At 70.4% G+C, this 21452-nt stretch carries 15 protein-coding genes; 12 read left to right on the forward strand and 3 right to left on the reverse strand.

Annotated elements, in window-relative coordinates; translation table 11 throughout:
* Positions 1-20: 20 nt before the first annotated feature.
* Entirely contained in the window at positions 21-926 is a 906-nt protein-coding gene (locus D451_RS0104355; protein WP_026124819.1) for a hypothetical protein, read from the reverse strand.
* 153 nt (positions 927-1079) lie between these two features.
* Between D451_RS0104355 and D451_RS0104360 the strand changes: the two genes are divergently transcribed.
* From D451_RS0104360 to thiC, 8 genes are all read left to right on the forward strand, one after another.
* A complete protein-coding gene (locus D451_RS0104360) occupies positions 1080-2933 on the forward strand; it encodes a GDSL-type esterase/lipase family protein (protein ID WP_017533544.1) in 1854 nt (617 codons plus the stop codon).
* Entirely contained in the window at positions 2933-4786 is a 1854-nt protein-coding gene (locus D451_RS0104365; RefSeq protein WP_017533545.1) for a membrane protein, read from the forward strand. The genes D451_RS0104360 and D451_RS0104365 overlap by 1 nt, the downstream gene beginning before the upstream one ends.
* Entirely contained in the window at positions 4783-4923 is a 141-nt protein-coding gene (locus tag D451_RS28215) for a hypothetical protein (RefSeq protein WP_014910046.1), read from the forward strand. The genes D451_RS0104365 and D451_RS28215 overlap by 4 nt, the downstream gene beginning before the upstream one ends.
* A gap of 357 nt (positions 4924-5280) precedes the next feature.
* Complete coding sequence (locus D451_RS0104375) at positions 5281-6612, forward strand: glycosyltransferase family 4 protein (RefSeq protein WP_017533546.1); 1332 nt, start codon at positions 5281-5283, stop codon at positions 6610-6612.
* The gene (locus D451_RS0104380; protein WP_017533547.1) at positions 6609-11072 is read left to right on the forward strand and encodes an alpha-(1->3)-arabinofuranosyltransferase; all 4464 of its coding nucleotides are present in this window, start codon (positions 6609-6611) and stop codon (positions 11070-11072) included. Before D451_RS0104375 ends, D451_RS0104380 begins: the two co-directional genes overlap by 4 nt.
* On the forward strand, positions 11069-12088 hold the full coding sequence (locus D451_RS0104385) for a DUF3068 domain-containing protein (RefSeq protein ID WP_017533548.1): 1020 nt from the start codon (positions 11069-11071) through the stop codon (positions 12086-12088). Before D451_RS0104380 ends, D451_RS0104385 begins: the two co-directional genes overlap by 4 nt.
* Positions 12089-12174: 86 nt before the next feature.
* Positions 12175-13026 carry an SOS response-associated peptidase gene (locus tag D451_RS0104390; RefSeq protein WP_017533549.1) on the forward strand — a complete coding sequence of 284 codons (852 nt, stop codon included), beginning with the start codon at positions 12175-12177 and terminating at the stop codon, positions 13024-13026.
* Between the two features lie 229 nt (positions 13027-13255).
* Entirely contained in the window at positions 13256-14923 is a 1668-nt protein-coding gene (thiC, locus tag D451_RS0104395; protein WP_051067453.1) for a phosphomethylpyrimidine synthase ThiC, read from the forward strand.
* 94 nt (positions 14924-15017) lie between these two features.
* On the opposite strand, the gene D451_RS0104400 is transcribed toward thiC, so the two are convergent.
* The gene (locus D451_RS0104400) at positions 15018-15842 is read right to left on the reverse strand and encodes a class I SAM-dependent methyltransferase (RefSeq protein ID WP_017533550.1); all 825 of its coding nucleotides are present in this window, start codon (positions 15840-15842) and stop codon (positions 15018-15020) included.
* A gap of 347 nt (positions 15843-16189) precedes the next feature.
* On the opposite strand from D451_RS0104400, the gene D451_RS0104405 reads away from it, so the two are divergent.
* The 4 genes from D451_RS0104405 to D451_RS0104420 all read left to right on the forward strand — a co-directional run bounded on the left by D451_RS0104405 (position 16190) and on the right by D451_RS0104420 (position 20636).
* Entirely contained in the window at positions 16190-16864 is a 675-nt protein-coding gene (locus D451_RS0104405) for a sigma-70 family RNA polymerase sigma factor (RefSeq protein WP_014909874.1), read from the forward strand.
* Positions 16861-17172: a mycothiol system anti-sigma-R factor gene (gene rsrA, locus D451_RS0104410; RefSeq protein ID WP_014910737.1), complete on the forward strand. Its 312-nt coding sequence runs from the start codon at positions 16861-16863 to the stop codon at positions 17170-17172. The genes D451_RS0104405 and rsrA overlap by 4 nt, the downstream gene beginning before the upstream one ends.
* 807 nt (positions 17173-17979) lie before the next feature.
* A complete protein-coding gene (locus D451_RS0104415; RefSeq protein ID WP_026124821.1) occupies positions 17980-19308 on the forward strand; it encodes an HD-GYP domain-containing protein in 1329 nt (442 codons plus the stop codon).
* Positions 19305-20636: an HD-GYP domain-containing protein gene (locus D451_RS0104420; protein ID WP_017533552.1), complete on the forward strand. Its 1332-nt coding sequence runs from the start codon at positions 19305-19307 to the stop codon at positions 20634-20636. The genes D451_RS0104415 and D451_RS0104420 overlap by 4 nt, the downstream gene beginning before the upstream one ends.
* 47 nt (positions 20637-20683) lie before the next feature.
* Here the strand turns inward: D451_RS0104420 and D451_RS0104425 are convergent, their stop codons facing one another.
* Positions 20684-21427, reverse strand: coding sequence for a GntR family transcriptional regulator (locus D451_RS0104425; RefSeq protein ID WP_026124822.1), 744 nt, complete (start codon positions 21425-21427; stop codon positions 20684-20686).
* Positions 21428-21452: the final 25 nt, after the last annotated feature.

The following is a 21452-nucleotide window of genomic DNA, read 5'->3' on the forward strand; positions in this document are numbered from 1 at the left end:
CGCGGGCCCGTTCGCTCCGGTCACTCGGTGCGGACGGGCTCTCCTCGTAGTCGGCTGGTGTCGGCCTCGGCCTGGGACACGTTGCCTCGGACCAGCACCACCACGACCAGGGTCAGGGCGAACCCGCCCACGCGCAGGGCCAGGGTGAGCGGGTCCTCGGGCAGGCTCTCGCCGAACAGCAGGGTGCCGGCCACCACCGTGAAGACGTTGCCGACCACGTTGGCGACCGGAGCGGTGATGGAGGCCCGGGAGCGCTGCAACGAGGTCTGGAAGAGGACGATCCCCACACCCCAGCCCAGGAGGTACAGGTACGGGTAGGGCGACAGCAGGGCGGGGACGACGGCCGCCCAGAGCCCGTTGTCGGCGAGCAGCCCGCCCAGACCTTTGCCCTGGAGTCCGGCGCTGCCCTGGGCGAGACCGGCGGCGGCGCCCATGGCGGCGGCCGACACGTAGCGGCCGCCTCCGCCGACGAGGTACATCACCGTCACGCACGCCACGACGGTGGTCACGCTGACGGTCACCAGCAGGGGTGTGTTCGCGGTGGTCCCGGTGGTGGCGCCGTCCACGGTCGACAGACCGAGCAGTCCCAGCGCCACCGGCATCACCCCGAGAGCCACGTACTCGCCGCGCGTGATCCGTTCGCCGCGGACCAGGGTGACGATCAACAACGTCGTCGCGACACCGGCGGCGAAGGCGGGTTGGGCCACCGACACCGGGGCCAGACCGAGGGAGACGATCAGACCGACACTGCCCAGGGCCGCGAAGGCACAGCCGAGGATCCACCGCGGATTGCCCAGAAGTACCCTGACGAGGTGGAGGGGTCGGTTGATCGAGATCGACTCGGATCCGTGCAGCGCGCGCTGTTCCACGGTCAGGCCGATCGTGTAGACCACCGCCGAGAACAGCGCGACCAGGAGTCCGACCACGAGGAGGAGGCCTTTCGGCTGGGTATTTCCGTGGCCCGATCGGGCCCGAAGGTTGACGGCCTCCATATAACCAGTTCTAGTCTTGTCTGGCGAGTGTCCTCCCCCCGGTGCTCCTAGCAGGGGGAATGGTGCTCGGCCACCTGAGAAGAACTTGTGGCCATCGCGGGCGGTGGCGGCGAGAGATGGGGTACGGTGCGGGATCCGGAGGCGGACGCCACTCCCGAGGACGAGGTCGTCGCCGACGAGGTGACGGGCTCCGAGTCCTCTCCCAGGCGTCCTCGGCCACTCGACCTCGACGCGCTGCGCGACCGGCTCAGGGAACTGAACTCTCGCGTACACCCGCGCCTACGACGCCTGTGGACCCCCGGCGACTCCCGCTTCGAGCCCGGACCCCTCGGCCTGCTCGGCATGATGCTCGCCGCCATGGCGATCACCCTCCTGGTGATCCGGTCCGGCGCCGGGGCGGTCGGCGGCGATGGTCTCGGACCGGAGGAACCGGTCGCCGTCCCGGGTCCGCCCGACGGGGAACTGCGGATCATGCTGGTGGGCGACTCGGCCACGCAGGGCAGCGCCGGCGATCGGACCTGGCGCTATCACCTCTGGTCCCACCTGCGAGAACAAGGGGTCGACTTCGACTTCGTCGGTCCCAGGGACGACGTGTACTCCCTGGACGACGAGGAGTTCGGCGACCAGGGGTACGCGATCCCCGACTTCGACACCGACCACGCCGCCCGGTGGGGCGCGACCGCGCGGGAGCTGTCGGAGGGGATCGCCATGACCGCCGCCGAACACGACCCCCAGTACCTGTTGGTGCTGGCCGGGACGGAGGACATCCTGGAGGGCGGCGGGGCCGACCACGCCCTGGAGGGCATCGCCGAGATCGTCTCCACGGTCCGCGTCGTGGTCGACGAGGCCCGCTTCGTGGTGGGCGAACTGCCCAAGGTGGACGGCACCGACGAGGACGACCGGGTCAACGCCGAGATCGACCGGTTCAACGCCGGCCTGGTCGACCTGTCCGAACAGCTCTCCTCGAGCGGATCGCCGATGATCGTCGCCCGGACCGCGGAGGACTACGCGCCCGCCTACGACAACTGGGACGCCACCCACCCCAACGCCCGGGGCGAGCTGAAGATCGCGGCGGCCTTCGCCGACGCCCTGGCCGGCCCGCTGAGCGTGGGGGAGGAGGGCTTCCCGCGACCGTTGCCCGACCTCCCGTTGGGGCCGTTGACCGCCCCCGAGCCCGAATCGGAGGAGACCGAGGACGGTCTGCTCCTGAGCTGGGAGGCGGTTCCCGGCGCCACCGACTATCGGGTGGTGCAACGTCGGCTCGAACCGGAACCCGACGACCCCTTCGTCCTGCCCATCGAGGTGGAGCGGGACGACGACGAACGGTCGATCCTCGTCGATTCCCTGTTCAGCGGCGCCCGTTACGAGTTCACGGTCCGTACCTACCGAGGACGGGACGAGGGCGCGGCCTCCGAACCGCTCCGGCTGACGTGGGACGACGATCCGCCTCCGGGGCCGACGGGGCTCCGTGTCGAGGAGAGCGGGACCGTGGCGGTCTGGGACGAGGTGGACGAGGCCGGTCACTACGAGGTGTGGGTCCGTCGGTTGGAGTGCGTCCCGCTGGACCGTTTCCGCCGTCCCGTCGGGTGGCCCCGAACGCTCGACGACGAACGGCCCGAGGGGGAGGCGCCGCAGGAGCCCGTGCCGTCGCCCTCCGCTACTCCGGAACCGCCTCGCCCGGATCCGCCTCCGCCCGTGATCGAGCCGCCCCCCACCCCTCCGGCCCCGCCCGTGCGGCCCGATCCGGATCCCGGCCGTTCCTGCTTCCCCCGGGACGACCGGGGACCCGAGGACGGCGAGGGCTGGCGTTCTCTCGGTTCCCAGGGGGACACGACCCGCTGGCCGGTCTCGGTGCCGGGCCCGGTGGAGATCGTGGTGCGCTCCCACCGTGATCATGTGGAGGGCGGCTTCTCCGACGTCCTCGTCCTCGCGGAGCGCTGATGGGGTTCCTCTTCCGTGCTCTGCCCTGGTTCCTGGGCGCCCTGGCGGCGGTGGCGGCGTTGGGGCCCGCCCTGGGCCCCGGCTACGTGCTGCGTTACGACATGGTCTTCGTGCCCGACCTCTCGCTCGCCACCGTGCTGGCGGGCGCGGACGGTTTCCCCCGGGCGATGCCCAGCGACGCGGTGGTCGCCGCTCTGTCCCTGGTCCTGCCGGGCGACGTGGTGCAGTCCCTGGCCCTGACGGCGGTGTTCGTCCTGGGCTTCGTGGGGGCCTTCCGGATCCTGTCCGGGGCTGTGCGTGCGGCGGGAGGGCCGGACGTGGTCGGGGCGGCGGCGGGTGCCGCCGCCGGTCTGTCCTACGTGTGGAACCCGTTCGTGGCGGAACGGCTGCTGTTGGGGCAGTGGGCGGTCCTCCTGGGATACGCGGGGCTGCCCTGGGTGCTGGCGGCGGTCGTCCGGGCGTCGACGGAGCCGGCCTCACGGGGTCTGGCCGGGACGCTCCGCGCGCTGATCCCCGCCGCGGTGGGCGGCTTCTCGTCGGTGGCGCTCAGCGCGTTGACCGCGGGTCCGCAGGCGCTGCTCGGTCCTCGCCGGTGGCGGACCGCGGGGGCGCTGGTCGCGGCGTTGGTCCTGGTGTCCCTGCCCTGGCTGGTGCCCTCGTTGACCAGTGGGGCGACGACGGATCCGGCGGGGGTGGAGGCCTTCGCGGCCCGGGCGGACACACCCTTCGGCGTGCTCGGTTCGTTGCTGCTGTCGGGCGGTGTGTGGAACGCGGGCGCCGTGCCGCCCGGGTACGGGGAGCCGGTGGCCGCCGCGGCCCGGGCGCTGCTGGTGGCGGTGTCCCTGGCCGGCTGGGTGTGGTGGGCGCGTCGCCACCGTCCGGCGATGGCCGCGGGGCTGTCGGTGGCCGCGGTGGCGGGGACGACGATCGCCCTGGCCGGGGCGACCGGCCCGGGGCACGAGGTGCTGACCTCCCTGATCGGCTGGTGGCCGGGGTTCGGTCTTCTGCGCGACGGACAACTGTACGTGGCCCCGCTCGCCCTGCTTCAGGCGCTCGGGTCGGGCGCCGTCCTGGTGTGGCTGCTGCGCGGGTTCTCGGAGGACGCGCGACGGGGGAGCGGGCCGTCCCGGAACGTCTCCGAGGTCGGGCTCGTGCGCACGATGGTCGCCGTGTTCGTGGCCTTGGGGCCGGTGGTGGTCCTGCCCGGGCTGGCGTGGGGTGCCGGCGGCGGGTTGGTCCCGGTCGACTATCCCCGGGAGTGGACGAGGGCACAGGAGGCGGTGGCCGCCGATCCGGGTTCCGGGGCCGTGCTGGTCCTGCCCTGGAGCGCCTACCGGGGGGTGGAGTGGTCGGGAAGGCCGGTGGTGGTGCTCGATCCGGCCACCCGGCTCTTCGACCGGCGCACCGTCTGGAACGACGATCTGCGGGTCGGTACCCCCGACGGCGGGACCGTGGTGGTGGCCGGGGAGGACGCCCGCGCCCGGGAGGCGGCCCGCCTGCTCGAACCCGATCCGCGTACGGGGATGCCCACGGTCGATCCGGGGGAGTGGGCGGAGATCCTGTCCTCGCTCGGGGTGAGTCATGTTGCGGTCTCGGCCCCTGTCGATAACCGGTTCTCATCTGATTTCCCAGGCTTGGAGACGGTGGTCCAGGGGGACGATATGACCCTTCTGGAAGTACGAGACCAGCACATGAACGTGGATAAAGAGGGCATCTCGGGGTTGGAAGTTACCGGGGGGTTAGTTACAGTTGGGGCAATCATCTGGTCTATGGCTAGATCAGGTTCTAGTCTCGGTTTCCAGCGTCCCCAACCCAGAACGGACCGGGGCGCGCGGAAGGAGATCCCCAAGTGATCAAGGTAATCGCCGCCTGCGTGATCGGTGCGGCTCTGGCGGGAGGTACCACCGTGATGGTCACCAACCTCGCCACCGAGTCGACCGCCACCGCGGAACCGGTGAACGAAACCCTCTACAACTACGGCGATCGCTAGGAAGTCCTCTCCGGCCGTGACCGTCGGTACCGGTTCGACCGGTCCCTGACGGGCGCGGAACCCACCGGAAAGGGCGACCTGGACGTCGGGTTCCCGAGGTCCGGCGGGCGCCCCGCCGCCGGTGGGGCGCCCCACGCGTCCGGACCTCGTCCACCGACCCGACGGAGGGAACCCGAACCCGCCGACACCCCTCGCGTTCGTTCCCCGGGACGACCGCCCACCCCACTGACGTCCGGCCCCCGGGCCTGTTCGGCGTGCGCTCGACCCCTCCCCGAAGCGCTCGCTCACCGAGATCGACCGCACGCGGAGCGTGGCGATCCCCTCCCGGGAACCGGACACCGCGCGGAAGGAGAGCGTGTGGTCTTCCAGAAGGTCCCCCACCGGGCGGAGCCCGGACACGCCACGGCCCCCACGGCCCCGGCCGCCATCCCCGCCCCCGCCCCGGCGGAGGCCGACGAGACGGCGATCCCCGGAAAGACCGGAGAACAGGAGCCGCCCGTCGACCTCGGACCGCGTCTCGACGGTGTCCGCATCGTCATGATCAACTGGCGCGACCCCTGGCAGTCGACCGCGGGCGGGGCCGAGGAGTACGCCTGGCGGATCAGCCGGCACCTCGCCGAACGCGGGGCCATCGTCACCTTCCTCACCGCACGCGAACCCCACCAGGCCAGGGTCGAGACCAAGGACGGCATCGTCATCCGTCGCATGGGCGGAAAGTTCACCGTCTACCCGCGGGTCATGGCCTGGCTCGCCCTGTGGAGACGCGAGTACCACCTGGCCTTCGACTGCATGAACGGCATCCCCTTCCTCTCCCGTCTGGTCCTGCGCCGGGAGACCCGGGTCGTCAGCATCGTGCACCACGTCCACGACCTCCAGTTCGACGCCTACTTCTCGCCGCCGCTGGCCTGGTTCGGCCGGTTCATGGAGTCGACCGTGGCCTCCCGGGTCTACCGGAACTGCACCACCGTCACCGTCTCGGAGTCCTCCCGTACCGCCATGCGCGACAAGCTCGGTTGGCGCGCCCCCATCGAGATCGTCCACAACGGCGGCCCCGCCCTGGAGCCCCTGCCGCCCGGGCCCGCGCCGGACGCAGCCCCCACCGTCGTCAGCCTGGGACGGCTGGTGGTGCAGAAGCGCGTCTCCCGCGTGGTCGACCTGGCCCGCTCCCTCTCCGAGACCCATCCGGGCCTGCGCGTGCACATCATCGGACGCGGCCCCGAAGGCGCCCACCTCGCCGAACAGGTCGAGCGGGACGGACTCCACGACCGCGTCGACCTCCACGGCTTCCTCTCCGAGGAGGACAAGAACGCCGTCCTGTCCTCCTGCCACCTCCACGTCACCGCCTCCGAGTTCGAGGGGTGGGGGCTGACGGTCATCGAGGCCGCGCGGCTCGGCGTGCCCACCGTGGCCTACGATGTGGACGGACTGCGCGATTCGGTCCGTGACGGTGAGACCGGCTGGCTCGTCCGCGAAGGCGAGACCCTCGCCGAGACCGTCTCCAGGGCGCTGCGGGAACTGTCCGATCCCCGACGGGCCGAGGAGGTCCGTCGCGCCTGCCGCGCCTGGGCGTCCCGGTTCACCTGGGAGGCCGGCGGCGCCCGGATGACCCGCCTCGTCGCCACGGAACTCGGCATCGACCCCACCATGGACACCCCCGACCCGGCAGCAGGCAAGAAAGCGAAGATGTGACTTCGGCGGAATCCACCGCCAGGCGCGAACCGGAGGATTCCAGAACACCGTCCGCCCCCGGCGGACCGGACGAGGGGCTGCGGTCGCGGCTCAAGGTCCTCGCGGTGTGTCTGCTTCTGGGAGTGCTGGCGGCCAGCATCGACCCCGGCCGGATCGTCGGCGACACCAAGCTCGACCTGACGATCAACCCGCTGGGGTTCATGGAGCGCGCGTTCCACCTGTGGGACGCCTCCTACTTCGGGCAGCTCCAGAACCAGGCCTACGGGTACTTCTTCCCGAACGGCCCCTTCCACCTGCTGTTCGAGACCCTGGGCATGCCCGAGTGGCTCGTCCAGCGGCTGTGGATGGCGGTCCTGCTCATCGCGGCCTTCCTCGGCGTCTACAAGGTCGCCGAGGCGCTGGGCCTGGGGACCGTCAACACCCGCATCGTGGCCGGGGTCGCCTACGCCCTGGCCCCGCGCGTCCTCACCCTGCTGTCCTACAACTCGGCCGAGCTCCAGCCCATGCTGCTCATGCCGTGGATCCTGTTGCCGTTGGTCCTGGGCGCCCGGCACGGATACCCGCCGGCGCGCATGGCCCTGCTGTCGGGCCTGGCCTTCCTCATGTGCGGCGGCACCAATGCCGCCTCGGAACTGGCCGTGCTGGTCGTCCCCGGCCTGTACCTGATCACCCGGGCCCGGGGCCCGCGCAAACGACGGCTCATCGCCTGGTGGTCGGTGGCCCTGGTCCTGGCCTCGTTCTGGTACATCGCGCCGCTGTTCATCATGGCGCGGTACGTGTACTCGTTCATGCCCTACACCGAGGACGCGGCCGTCACCACCGGCATCACCTCGCTGTTCAACGCCCTGCGAGGCACCTCCAACTGGATGGGCTTCCTGCCCGACATGGGCAACACCGCCCTGCCCGCGGGCGCGGAGCTCTCGCTGACCCCGTGGCTGGTGGCGGTCACCGCGCTGGTCGCCGGGCTCGGCCTGGCCGGGCTGATCAACCGGCGCACCCCCGAACGCCTCTTCCTCATCACCAGCGTCCTCGTGGGCACCGCCATCGTGGTCGCGGGCTACACCGGAGCGCTCACCGGGCCCTTCGCGCCCTGGATGCGGGAGCTGTTCGACGGGGCGCTCTCCCCCTTCCGCAACGTGCACAAGTTCGACGCGCTCATCCGGCTGCCCATAGTCCTGGGCCTGGCGCACCTGCCCGTCGTGGTGGCCCGCGACCTGGCCGACCGCCGAGGCGAGGCCGTCTCCGGCCGGGTACGCCGCGTGGTCGCCGGTGCCGGGGCCGCGGTCTTCCTGATCACGCTCACCCCCCTCGCCACGGTCGGCGTCGCGCCCCGGGGAGGCTTCGAGGAGATCCCCGAGTACTGGTACGAGGCGGTCGACTGGCTGGAGGAGAACGCCGGGGACCCGGGCATGACCATGGCCCTGCCGGGTTCGGCCCGGGGCGAGTACGAATGGGGCCGCCCCCTCGACGAGCCCCTCCAACCCCTCTACTCCGGGGCCTGGACCAACCACCAGATCATCCCCTGGGGCTCCTCCGGCATCTCCCGCATCAACCACGAGATCGACCAACGGGTCTCCTCCGGGCGCGGATCCGAGGGGTTGGCCGCCACCCTGGCCCGTCTGGGCGTCACGCACCTCGTCGTCCGCAACGACCTCCAACGCGTGGGCAACAACGGCGGCTGGCCCTCCCGGGTCCACCAGACCCTGCGGAACTCGCCCGGCATCTCCGAGGCGGCCGAGTTCGGGCCGGTCGTGGGTTCCCTCGACCACCGTTCCGCCTCCCAATGGTTCGACCAGGCCTACCCGTCCCTGACCGTCTACGAGGTGGAGGACGCCGCTCCCACGGTCGGCACCGTGCCCGCCGACGAGACGCTCCGGGTCACCGGAGGCCCCGAGTCCGTCCTGCACCTGGCCGAACAGGGGCTGGTCGACGACGACCGCCCCATCCTGCTGGGAGACGACCCCGGAGCCGACGCCGTCGCGGCCGAGGACACGATCGTCACCGACACAGCGCGCCGACGCGAGGTGGTCTACTCCGACGTGCGCCGCAACGTCTCGGGCACCATGACCGAGGAGCAGGAGTACGAACGCGACGTCCCCGCCCCGGACATCCTCGACCCGGCCTGGGAGGAGTACGTCGCCCACGCGCGCGACATCGGTATCGCCGGCGTCACCGCCTCCACATCGGAGGCGGGGGTCGAGGTCCGGCCGGGCGACCGGGACCCGGGCCACGCGCCCTACGCCGCGCTCGACGACGACCTGGGCACGGCCTGGCGCTCCAGCGCCTTCGAGGGCGCCCTCGGCCAGTGGATCGAGGTCGAGTTCACCGAACCCCGCGACCTCGACGGGCTGAACGTGGCCTTCGAACAGCTTCCGGGAGAGCCGCCGCCCTCGCGCGTCACCCTCATCACCGACGAGGGCAGGACCGAGGCGGCCGTCGCCGAGACCGACGAGCCGCAACGGCTCAACGCCCCGCCCGGAATGACGTCCAGCCTGCGCATCAGGGTCGACGAACTCGCCTGGGAACCGGAGTACCGGTTCGGTACCCGGGTGGGGATCTCCACCATCGAGATCCCGGGACTGGAGGCCGCCCGCACCCTCGACGTCCCCGGCCCCGCCGACGCCGGAACGCTGCTCTTCACCGGTTCCACCGGCACGGCCCCCGGCTGCATGGAGGGCTCGAACGTGTGGGTGTGCAACCAGGACCTGGAGGTCGGCGGTGAGGACTCCGGCCGCCTGGACCGCACCTTCGAACTGTCCGCCGAGTCCGCCGCCGTCCCGCACCGGATCTCCGGACAGGTGGTCCTGACCGACCCGCGCGAGGCGGAGAACGCCGCCAACCGGGCGAGTGGACCCCCCTACGTGACCGGATCCTCCACCGCGGTCCGACACCCCGCCGCCATGGGGCGCGGGGCGCTCGACGACGACCCCGCCACGGTCTGGTATCCGGACCCGGAGGAGAAGAACCCCTGGCTGGACATCGAGCTGGGCGAGGCCACCACCCTGGACCGTCTGGACGTGGAGTTCCCTCGGGCGGACAGCGTGATGCGTCCGATCAAGGTCACCATCGAGGGCGACGACACCGTCCGCGAGGGTTGGCTGGACGGGAGCGAGCGCGTCGAATTCGCCCCGCTCACCACCTCCTCCCTGCGTCTGACCTTCGAACGTCCCGAGGGGCAGGCCCTGGAGATCGGCACCATCGAACTGCCCGGGGTGGAACCGGTCGACCCGGCGCCGAAGGCCGATGTCTCCACCGCCTGCGGGCTGGGCCCGACCCTGCGGGTCAACGACCAGAGGGTGGAGACCCGGATCAGTGAGGGCACCCTCGCCGACCAGCTCAACGGGCGTCCGTTGAGCTATGAGGCCTGCACCGAACTCGACCTCTCCGAAGGGGAGAACCGCGTGGTCGTGGACCCGGGCAACCGGTACCAGGTCCGCTCGGCCCTGGTGGAGACCGTCGGGGACTCCGTGGCCGAACGCCCCGAGGTCCGGCTGGCCGAGGTCGACACCCTGCGTTCGTGGGGTCCGGGAGAGCGCCGCTTCGACGTGGACGTCGACGAGGACAGCCTGCTCGTGGTCAACGAGAACTTCAACGAGGGCTGGGAGGCCCGGGTCGACGGGGTCGACGGCCCCTTGGAACCGGTCCGTCTGGAGGGGTGGAAACAGGCCTGGGAACTGCCCGGGGGCACCGCGGGCACCGTCACCCTCACCTACACCCCGGACACCCTCTACCAGCGCGTCCTCGCCGTGGGCGGCGGGCTCGCCGCCCTGCTGGTGATCCTGGTCGCCTGGCCGCGCCGCCTGCTGCCCGGCGGTCGGCGCACGGCGGAGGAGCCGTCGCGCGGTGCCCGGAGCCTGCCGACCGCCGGCACCGGCCGGCTGCCGCGTCGGGTGGTCCTGCCCCTGGGCCTGGCCTACGGGGTGTGGGTGGCCGGCTGGGCCGGAGCCGCCCTGGTCGGCACCATCCTGGCGGCGATCTGGTGGTTGTCTCGCCGTGCCCCGGGGCGACTGCGCCACGCCAAACCGGGCCGTCCCTCCCTGGGCGGACGGATGCTGCCGCACCTGGCCGGCCCCTGGGTCGTGACGGTGTCGTTGACCCTGGCCGGGCTGGCCACGGCCGCGGGTACCCACCTGGCCCTGAACATGCCCTTCCACGACGTCACCGAGACGCTCGGCACGGCTCTGCGCGGTTGGGTGCCCCAGGTGCTCTGTCTGCCCGCGATGGCCCGGCTGGTCCTGGCGTTGGGGCAGCCCGGCATCGAACAGGAGACGGGATCCGGATCCGAGGTGGACGAGACGACGGTCGAGGGACCGTCGCGCCTCCCCGACGTCGACGAGGACGGTGGACCCGGTGACGGGCCGCCCTCGGACGAGGGCGGCCGTGACGGGATCGGGCCCGACCACGACGGTGGGGAACCGGGGCCCGAGGGCGCGCACGAGGTCGAGGAGGTTCGCGGGTGAGCACGTTCTCCCAGATGGGGCGGGCGCCCGGAGGACTCTCCGCGTCACCGCCCAAGGGGACACTCCTGGTGGCCGCCGGGGCGTTCCTGATGACCCTGGCGCTCCTCCTGCCGCTGTACGTGCACGACCGGGTCGCGCTGATCCCCGGCGAGTTCTCACAGACCCTGAGGATGACCGCCTCGGACGCCGCCTACCTGGACACCGCCACATGGCAGAACCACGAGAACGTCGAGGTGGAACGGGCCACCCGGGTGGACGCCTCGCTCCACGGGGCGGACTGGTCCGCCTGGGAGATGACGGTCGACACCTCGGTCTCCGACCGGATCATCGACCACTGGAGCCGGCGCGTCATCGTGGACCGGGAGACCGGACGCGCGGTCAACTGCTGCGGTGAACACGTCGACGGCGACCGCGCGGTCCGTCAGGCCGGTCTGGTCCTGAACTGGCCCGCCGGGGCCCCCGAGGACGGCCACTCCTTCTACGACGCCGAGATGCGCTCGGCCCCCTCCGTCGGGTTCGACGAGGAGGACGAGGTCGGAGGGCTGCCGGTCCGCCGCTACACGCAGACGGTGCCGCCCACCCAGGTCCCCGAATCGGCACGGGAGGTGCCCGCGTTCCTGTTCGACGGCGGGGCCCGGGGCACGATCGAGGCCACCCGTTGGCTGGAGCTGGAACGGACCTTCTGGGTGGAACCGACCACCGGGGCGGTCGTGAACATGACCGAGGAGCGCTCCGAGACCCTGCGTCCCCTGAACGGTTCCGGAAAGGTCTCCCTGCTGGAGGCCGAACTCTCCCTGGCCGAGGGGCAGGTCGCCTCCCTGGTCGAAGGGGCCCGGGTCCGGTCCCTGCTGCTCAGGGCGGTGGACCTGTGGGTTCCCTGGGCCGCCGGTCCGCTCGGCGCCCTCGCGATCCTGCTCGGCCTGGTCCAGGCCTGGCGGGCCCGGGGCGAGGACGACCCCGGAACGGGACGGGACGAGGAGGAGGCGGCCGTACCGACCCCGGTCGAGGCCGGCTGAACCCGCGCGGAGCGGGAGGCGGGTACCGTCTCGGGGCCGGTGGTGCTCCCGGGACCGGTGTGGGGCAGGGGCGTAGAATCGGACACATGTGCGGTCGCTATGCCCAGTCCAGGAACGTGCACCAGCTCCAACTCGCCTTCGGCCTGCCCGAACAGGCGGTGGGGGAGGAGGCCGACCCGCGCGCCTGGCCACCACTGGAGGAGCTCGACCCGGACTACAACATCTCCCCGGGACGCCCGGTCCAGGCCGTCTTCGGCCCGCCTCCGCAGGGGTCGGGAGAGGCGGAGCCGGGCCCGCGCTCCCTGCACACCCTGCGCTGGGGACTGATCCCCTCCTGGGCCAAGGACCGCAACATCGGCTACCGGATGATCAACGCCCGCAGCGAGACCGTCGCCGAGAAGCCGGCCTTCCGCTCCGCGTTCCGGCACCGCCGCTGTCTGCTTCCGGCCGACGCCTACTACGAGTGGCAGTTGCTCAACAAGGACGGCACCGCCGAGGCGAGCACCTCGCCCGCGACCGATCCCCAGCACCGTAAGCGCAAGGCCAAGGCGGCCAAGAAACCCTTCTCCATCCACTACCACCAGGAGGAGCCGCTCGCCCTGGCCGGGATCTTCGAACGCTGGCGCGACCCCGAGGTCGACGAGAACGACCCAGGGGCCTGGGTCTGGTCGTGCGCGGTGATCACCACCGAGGCCGCGCCCGAGCTGGCCCACATCCACGAGCGCATGCCGATCATCGTCCCCTCCGACGGGTGGGCCTCCTGGCTCGATCCCTCCACCGGTCTCGACGAGCTGACCCATCTGATGGACCGGACGCCGGTGGACCGCTTCGACGTCGACGAGGTCTCCACCGACGTCAACAGCATCAAGAACAACCGCCCCGACCTGTTGGAACCCGTCTCCGACACCGAGGGTGACGAACCGGAGACACTTTTCTGACCCGGTGAACCCTGGACAGGTCGGGGCATGGCCTGTGTATGGTGTGCGAGGCCGAGGACGGAGTCCCCGGCCCGGACACCCCGATCGTGGTGTCCCCACGCACGTTCGACGTGCGCACATCTGAATACGCACACGCGGGAGCTCGCGCCATGGCGGGCTGAGAGGGCGACTCGACGGTGTCGCCGACCGCAGAACCTGTTCGGGTAATTCCGACGTAGGAAGGCATGCCATGACGGCTATCGACGGCCGCGTAACCCCCATCGCCGACGTGCACCAGGTCACGACTGGTCCCATCATGGGATCTCACAAGGTGTACAGCGAGCTCGAAGACCCCTCCGGTCGCACGCTCCGCGTCCCCGCGCGGCGGGTGGAACTCACCAACGGCAGCCACTTCGACCTGTACGACACCTCAGGCCCGTACACCGACGACAACGCCGACATCGACGTCCACCGGGGCCTTCCCCGCACCCGTGAGGACTGGGCCCTGGAACCCGTCGGCGGCGCGGTCACCCAGGCCGCCTACGCCAAGGCCGGGATCATCACCCCCGAGATGCGCTTCGTGGCCGCCCGCGAGGGCGTCGATCCCGAGTTCGTCCGGGAGGAGATCGCGATCGGCCGGGCGGTCATCCCGGTCAACCGCAACCACCCCGAGTCCGAGCCGACCATCATCGGCAAGCGGTTCCTGGTCAAGATCAACGCCAACATCGGCAACTCCGCCGTCACCTCCTCGGTGCCGGAGGAGGTGGAGAAGATGGTCTGGGCCACCCGCTGGGGCGCCGACACCGTGATGGACCTGTCCACCGGAAAGCGTATCCACGAGACCCGCGAACGCATCATCCGCAACTCCCCGGTGCCGATCGGCACCGTCCCCATCTACCAGGCGCTGGAGAAGGTCGACGGCGACCCCACCCGGCTGAGCTGGGAGATCTACCGGGACACGGTCATCGAACAGGCCGAGCAGGGAGTGGACTACATGACCGTCCACGCCGGCGTCCTGCTGCGCTACGTGCCGCTGGCCGCCCGTCGCGTCACCGGCATCGTCTCGCGCGGCGGCTCGATCATGGCCGCCTGGTGCCTGGCCCACCACAAGGAGAGCTTCCTCTACACCCATTACGAGGAGCTCTGCGAGATCTTCCGGCGGTACGACATCACCTTCTCGCTCGGTGACGGTCTGCGCCCCGGATCCATCGCCGACGCCAACGACGAGGCCCAGTTCGCCGAGCTGCGGACCCTCGGCGAGCTCACCCACATCGCCCGCGCCCACGACGTGCAGGTGATGATCGAGGGCCCCGGCCACGTGCCGATGGACAAGATCGAGGAGAACGTGCGCCTGGAGGAGGAGCTGTGCGGCGAGGCGCCGTTCTACACGCTCGGCCCCCTGGCCACCGACGTCGCCCCCGGCTACGACCACATCACCTCCGCGATCGGCGCCGCCCAGATCGGTTGGCACGGCACCGCGATGCTCTGCTACGTCACCCCCAAGGAGCACCTCGGTCTGCCCGACCGCGACGACGTCAAGACCGGTGTGATCACCTACAAGCTGGCCGCCCACGCCGCCGACGTCGCCAAGGGGCACCCCAAGGCGCAGGAGTGGGACGACGAGCTGTCCAAGGCGCGCTTCGAGTTCCGCTGGAAGGACCAGTTCCACCTGTCGCTGGACCCCGAGACGGCCCAGGCCTTCCATGACGAGACCCTGCCCGCCGAACCCGCCAAGACCGCGCACTTCTGCTCCATGTGCGGTCCCAAGTTCTGCTCGATGAAGATCTCCCAGGACGTGCGCAGGTACGCCGAGGAGAACGGTCTGGACACGGTCGAGGCCATCGAGAAGGGCATGGCCGACAAGTCCGCGGAGTTCGCCGAACAGGGCAACCGCGTCTACCTGCCGCTGGCCGACTAGGAGAGCACGCCCTCGGGCCCGCCGTTCTCAGCAGGAGCGGCGGGCCCGACGGCTTCGACGAGAGGGCGTGTGCGCGTGCGGATGCTCGAGCGTCTCAGCCGCGTTTGACCACGCTGGCGATCAGGTGGACGCCGACGTAGTCGTCGGACTCGGCCGCGTGCAGTTCCATCTCGACCAGCCGGCTCATCGAACGCGGATCGCGGTCCAGCATCATCTCCACGGTCGAGGCCGACAGCACCGTCCGCGGCTTGACCCACTCCAGCTCCAGTCCGGCCTCGGCGACCATCTCGGTGAGCTGCTCGGCGGTGAAACAGCGGGTGATGGAGCCGTCCGGCCAGGGGACCAGGAGTACGTCGGCGCTGGGGGCGTGGCTGAGCTCGGGCCAGTAGTCCTGTTCGGCCAGCAGGGCCATGCCCAGCACCACCGAGTCGACGCAGAACAGGGCGCGACCGCCCGGCCGCAGGACACGGGCGACCTCGGCCATGGAGGCCTCCGTGGCCAGGTGGCGCGAGAGCACCCGGTTGTCGGCGATCACCCCGTCGAAGGAGGCGTCGGCGAAGGAACGAAGGAGGGCCGAGTCGCCGACCACGTGACGCAGGCGGCCTCGGCGGGAGGGGCGCGGGGGCACCACGGCCCGGCCGTTCACCAGGGTGAGGGGGCGTCGCACGGCGGCGTCCACGGAGGGCAGCAGGGTGACCACGTCGTGCCCGGCGGCAACGGCGCGTGGGGTCCCCTGGAAGTCCGGACCGGACAGGTCGAGCAGCCGGGACGGGGTGGTCGGCAGCCAACGACCGATCTGAGCCTCGGCCACCGCCCAGTAAAAGCGCCAGTAATCCGACAGACGGTCGGTGGTGGCGAACTGGGCGGCGGGTGATCGAGGGTGATCGGAGGCCGGAGTCGAGGACGATCGCACGTGCACTCCTCTCCCAATCCTTCAAAGGGTCCTACCCGCACTCTGCCATGCCTCACCTTCGACGACGAGGCCAATCGGCCGATCGACGAACTTCGGGCCCTTGGTCCCCGCCGGATCCGGAATCAGCGCGGAGGGATCGTTGTTGACAACGACACCGTCCGGGGAGCGGAACCCGGAGGCGTCCGCTGACGGAAGTGGAGGGTCACGAGATCATGCCGACAGCCGGCGCGTGCCTTGAGCGTGAGGAAGCGGTGTCGACGCGGGGCCGCGTCGACGCGCGGGTCCAGGTCGTGGGACCGTATCGTTGGGATATGGAAGCCCAAGCCGGGACCAGCGCAAGGAGGCCGAAGGGCTTGGAACAGAGCCAGGAGACAGCCGAGGAACGGGACGAGCGGTTCGAGAGGGATGTGCTCCCCTACCTCGACCAGCTCTACTCGGCGGCACTGCGCATGACCCGCAACCCCGCGGACGCGGAGGATCTCGTTCAGGAGACCTTCGCCAAGGCGTTCGGTTCCTTCCACCAGTTCAAGGCGGGGACCAACCTCAAGGCGTGGTTGTACCGCATCCTCACCAACACCTTCATCAACTCCTACCGCAAGAAGCAGCGGGAACCGAAGCAGGCGGGTACCGAGGACGTCGAGGACTGGCAGCTCGCCCAGGCCGCGTCGCACACGGCCGCCGGGCTGAAGTCGGCCGAGGCCGAGGCGCTCGAACACCTCCCCGACAGCGACGTCAAGCGCGCCCTACAGGAGTTGCCGGAGGACTTCCGGATCGCGGTCTACCTCGCCGACGTCGAGGGGTTCGCGTACAAGGAGGTCGCCGAGATCATGGGGACCCCCATCGGGACGGTCATGTCGCGTCTGCACAGAGGACGGCGGCAGCTCCGTTCCCATTTGGAGGAGTACGCGGTGGACCGCGGTTTCCTCCCGGCGACGCGTGCGGCCGAGGCCGCCGGGGCGGTCGCCACGGGAACTTCCGCCGCTGGGCGGGGACAGGCGACCGGATCGGATCGAGGAGATCTGCGATGAGCGGCGGCCACGACAAAGCGGAATCGGACACCCCGTGCAGTGAGGTGCTCGACAAGCTCTACACCTATATCGATGGTGAGCTCGAGGAGTCCAACTGCGATGAGGTGCGCAGACACCTGGACGGGTGCGGTCCGTGCCTGGACGAGTACGGCCTGGAGGAGGCCGTGAAGAAGCTCGTCGCCAAGCACTGTGGCTGTGACACGGCCCCGCCGGAGCTGAGGACCAGGATCCTCGGTCGGCTGGCGGCGGCACGTGAGGAGCACTTGGCCCGTGAGGCCCGGGAGGACACCCCGGAAACATCCGTCTAGGGTCCCCACGCCGGGGCGAAGGCTGGAATTCCAGCCTTCGCCTTTTTTGTTCCCTGAAGCCAATTGTGGGGTTCTGCTGGCATGTGTCACTTTTGTGGGCTTGTGTGGTTCCGTGTCATGGTGTTTCCCTTGGGTTTCAGGGTTTTGGTCACGCGGCCTCTTCGCGGTCCTTCCTGTGGTGCTCGACACGCCCGATGGTGCTCCTCTCTTTCGTGTCGTGACCTAGTCGGAATGAATTTCCTTGAAGGTCGTTCGACTTGTTTCATGTCATCACGATGTGTGATCATGCCTGGTCGGATTCGCTCCGGTCGGGGTCGAGAACGCCGGTGGGCAGGCGTGTACCCTATAGTGTGAAAAAGGTTCACAGTTACTCTCGGTAGTTGCTTAGGTTTGTTAATTGAATTAGTAATTCCGTAGTCCGGAAATGCACGCCTCGGCGGGGTGTGATCATGAGCCCGGTTCGGGTTGTGGGTAATCATGGTGGTGTTGTGGCCCGTTAAACTGGACGCCTTATCCAACGAATGGGGTAATTTGCGCGGCGTACTCGGGGGATGAGCGGGGCGTACTCGGGGGATGAGCGGGGCGTCGCCATGGGGAGGGGGTGGCCGTGTTCCTCGACGGGAGCGTGCCGAAGTCGTACGGGGATTTTTCGACTTCCACTTTTGCCGGGTGGTCCTGGTGGTAGAACAGAACCGGTGAAATCATGACAGTCCGGTCGTCGTCGGTGGGGGGTGAACGGGGGTGCGGGCTCTTCCAGGGGGCGCGCGTGTCTACGTCGGAATCATCGTTGTCAGTGCCGTCACCATCGTGCTCGTGGGGCCTTACACGGGTATCGACCTGGGGACCCTGGTACTCATCGCGGTTCTCTTCGTCGTCGCGGAGTCGATAAGCACACACGTCCTCGTCGACGTGGAGGAGGCCGGGATATCGCCGAGCTCGGCGGTCTCGCTGGCCGCGATCGTTCTGGTCGGCCCGGTCGGGGCGGCGGTGGTCGGGTTCTCCTCCTGTCTGGTGCTGCGCAGGCAGGGCCTGGTCAAACGGGCCTTCAACGGAGCCCAGTTCGCGCTCGCGGCGTACGCGGCCGGACACGTCTATCTCGCCCTCGGCGGCACCGTCGGCGTACCGGGACAGTCGGACTTCCCCGGCATCGTCACGCCCTACGTCGCCGCGGTCCTCGCGCACACGCTGTTCAACTCGGTGCTCATCGGCATCCTCATGTGGTGCCTCGGAGTGGCCCGTACGGCCGGTTCACGGCCGCGACGCTGGCGTCCGCTGATCGCGCTGGAGGTCACCTCCATCGGCTACCAGATGCTGGGCCTGGCGATCGCCGCGGTCTGGGGCGCGGTCGGGGTCGTCGCGCCGCTCCTGGTGCTGCTGCCGCTGTTCATCGCACGCTGGACCTTCGGCCAACAGACCGCCGAGGTGCGGGCGCACGAGGCCACCCTGGCCACCCTGTGCCAGGCGGTGGAGACCAAGGACTACTACACGCGCGGGCACTGCATGCGCGTGGCCGAGGGTTCGGCCATGATCGCCGCGGAACTGGGCATGTCCGCCGAACGCGTGCAGAAGATCCGCTACGCCGGCATGCTCCACGACATCGGCAAGCTCGGTGTGCCCACCAAGGTGATCCAGAAGACCGGGAAGCTCACCGAGGACGAGTACGCGGCGATCAAGCTCCACCCGACCCGTGGCTACGAGATCGTCCGCGAGATCCGTTTCCTCGACGAGGCCCTCGCCGGCATCCGCCACCACCACGAGCGTCTGGACGGACGTGGATACCCGATGGGGCTGGTGGGGATGGAGATCCCCGAGTCCGCCCGCATCATCAGCGTCGCCGACGTCTTCGACTGTCTGACCTCCACGCGGTCCTACCGCAAGGCCTGGTCGGTGGAGGAGGCGATCGCCGAACTCCGACGTTGCGCCGGGACCCAGTTCGACCCGAGGATGGTGGAGGCGTTGGTCCGGGCCGTCTCCCGCGAGGGATGGCAGACCCCGGACATCGCCGAACCGCCGGGCGGCTGTTACGGCTCTCCCGAACAGGGCGCGGACGCCGTGCCCGCGAAGGGCTCCGGCGGAGCGGTGACGGTCGCCGAGTCCACCTCGGCCGGAGCGGGAACGGGCGGTCAGGACCGGTGATGACGCGGCGGTCGGACGAACGCGCGCCTTCGGACGTGCAGAGCGAGGGCCCCGAGGGCGGGGTCCTGAACCACCGGAGGAACGTTCCGTTCTGGCAGACCTCCCGCCCCCTGCGGGCGATGCTGGTGTCCGGTGTGGGCTTCGCCGGGCTGGTGGGGTTGGTGGGCACGGCCTCCGACGGGGTCGTCGACCCCTCGGTCGCGCTGGCCTTCTGCCTGGTCATCGCCTGCGGCGAGCTGGTCAGGATCACCCTGCCCGGCAACCGCGAATCGGCCCCGATCGCCCTGGCCGGGGCGATCGCCTACGCGTTCCTGCTCAGCGTGGGCGGCGATCCGGTCGAGCACGGCGTAGGCCAGGTCGTGGCCGTGGTCGCCCTGGGAGTGGCTCTGGGCGAACTGCCGCACGTGGCCGTGGGGCGCACGCCCAGGGTGGAGGACGCCGCTCGGAGGGTGCTCGTCGCCCTGCTGCTCGCGGCCTCCTTCCGGCCTCTGGCCGAGTACCTGTCCCTCACCGAGCCCTCGATCCTCGTCACCCTGCTCATGACGGTGCTGGTGGCGCTGGCCTGGCTGGTGGACGTGGCCGTCTCCGCGGTGCTGCGGGCCGAACGCCTGCGCACCCGCCTGTGGGTGGCCGGCCGGGACGAGGCCCGGGCACAGTTCGCCACCGGTGTCGCGATCTCCTCCAGCGGCGTGCTCATCGCTCTGGCCTGCACCGTCACCGGCCTGGTCGGTCTGCTGGTGTTCAGCGCCCCGCTCCTGGTGTCCCAGGTCGCCTTCCGTCGGCACGCCGAGGTGCGCCGCACCTACCTGGAGACGGTGCGGGCGCTGTCCCGGGTCACCGAGGTCGGCGGCTACGTCGAGAACGGCCATTCCCGGAGGGTGAGCCGGCTCGCCCACGGGATCGCCTGTGAACTGGGGCTGTCCGAGCGCGAACTGCTGGAGCTGGAGTACGCGACGCTCATGCACGACATCGGTCAGCTCTCCCTGCGCGAGCCCATCGCGGGCGGGGCGACCGTGCTGGCCTCCCCGCGCGAACAGCGTCGGATCGCCGAGCTGGGGTCGGCGATCATTCGGGAGACCGGGGTGCTGGACAACGTCGCCGAACTGGTCCGACGTCAGTGCGAGCCGCTGGCCGGTGACGGCGACGAGGGGGTGCCGCCCCTGGGCAGTCGCATCATCAAGGTCGCCAACGCCTTCGACGACCTGGTGGGGGACAGCGGCGACGCCGAGCGCCGCACCGCCGTCCTGGAACGGTTGCGCATGGACACCGACAGCGAGTACGACCCGCGTGTGGTGGAGGCCCTGGCCGGCATCCTGAACCGCTCCTGAGACCGCCCCGCGGCCCGGGGAAGGGCCCGGGCGGTCGGGGAACGGGGTCAGTCCGTGGGGGGACGAAGCCGGGTGACGAACTTGTACCGGTCGCCCCGGTAGAGCGAGCGGACCCATTCCACGGGATGTCCGTCGCCGTCGAAGCTGTGCTGGCAGTGCAGCACCAGTGGCAGACCCACGTCGACACCGAGCAGACGTGCCTCGTTCGGCGTCGCCAGGACCGTCTCGATGGAGGCCTCGGCCTCGGCGAGGGAGACGTCGTAGGCGCTCGCCAACGCCTCGTAGAGCGAGGCGTAGCGGTCGAGCTGGCGTCGTAGGCCCGGGAAGCGCCGGGCGGCCAGGTGGGCGGTCTCCACGGCCATCGGCTCGCCGTTGGCCAGACGGAGACGTTCGATCCGCAGCACACGGCCGCCCGAACGGATCGCGAGCAGCTCGGCCAGCTGGTCGTCGGCGTTGATGTAGCTGACGTCCAGGATGCGGGTGGCGGGGTGCAGGCCGTGGGCGCGCATCTCCTGCGTGTAGCTGGTCAGCTGGAGGATCTGCGCGACCTTCGGCTTGGCGACGAACGTGCCCTTGCCCTGGATACGCAGCAGGCGCCCCTCGACGACCATCTCGGTCAGGGCCTGGCGCACGGTGGTGCGCGAGGTGCCGAACTGGGTGGCCAGGGCGCGCTCCGGCGGGACCGGGTTGCCCGCGGGCATGGCGTCGATCAGTTCCAGCAGCTGCTTCTTGACCTGGTAGTACTTGGGCACACGAGGGTTGCCGTCCAGTGTTGTGCGCTGACCAGTCATCAGTCTCCTTCGCGGCGTCACGCTC

Source organism: Nocardiopsis alba DSM 43377 (assembly GCF_000341225.1).
GTDB classification, from domain to species: domain Bacteria; phylum Actinomycetota; class Actinomycetes; order Streptosporangiales; family Streptosporangiaceae; genus Nocardiopsis; species Nocardiopsis alba.

What these genes read in the sequence shown, in the direction of transcription:
- D451_RS0104425 (WP_026124822.1), bottom strand. Translation starts at nt 21,427, where the DNA reads ATGACTGGTCAGCGCACAACACTGGACGGCAACCCTCGTGTGCCCAAG.
- D451_RS0104365 (WP_017533545.1), top strand. Translation starts at nt 2,933, where the DNA reads ATGGGGTTCCTCTTCCGTGCTCTGCCCTGGTTCCTGGGCGCCCTGGCG.
- rsrA (WP_014910737.1), top strand. Translation starts at nt 16,861, where the DNA reads ATGAGCGGCGGCCACGACAAAGCGGAATCGGACACCCCGTGCAGTGAG.
- thiC (WP_051067453.1), top strand. Translation starts at nt 13,256, where the DNA reads ATGACGGCTATCGACGGCCGCGTAACCCCCATCGCCGACGTGCACCAG.
- D451_RS0104390 (WP_017533549.1), top strand. Translation starts at nt 12,175, where the DNA reads ATGTGCGGTCGCTATGCCCAGTCCAGGAACGTGCACCAGCTCCAACTC.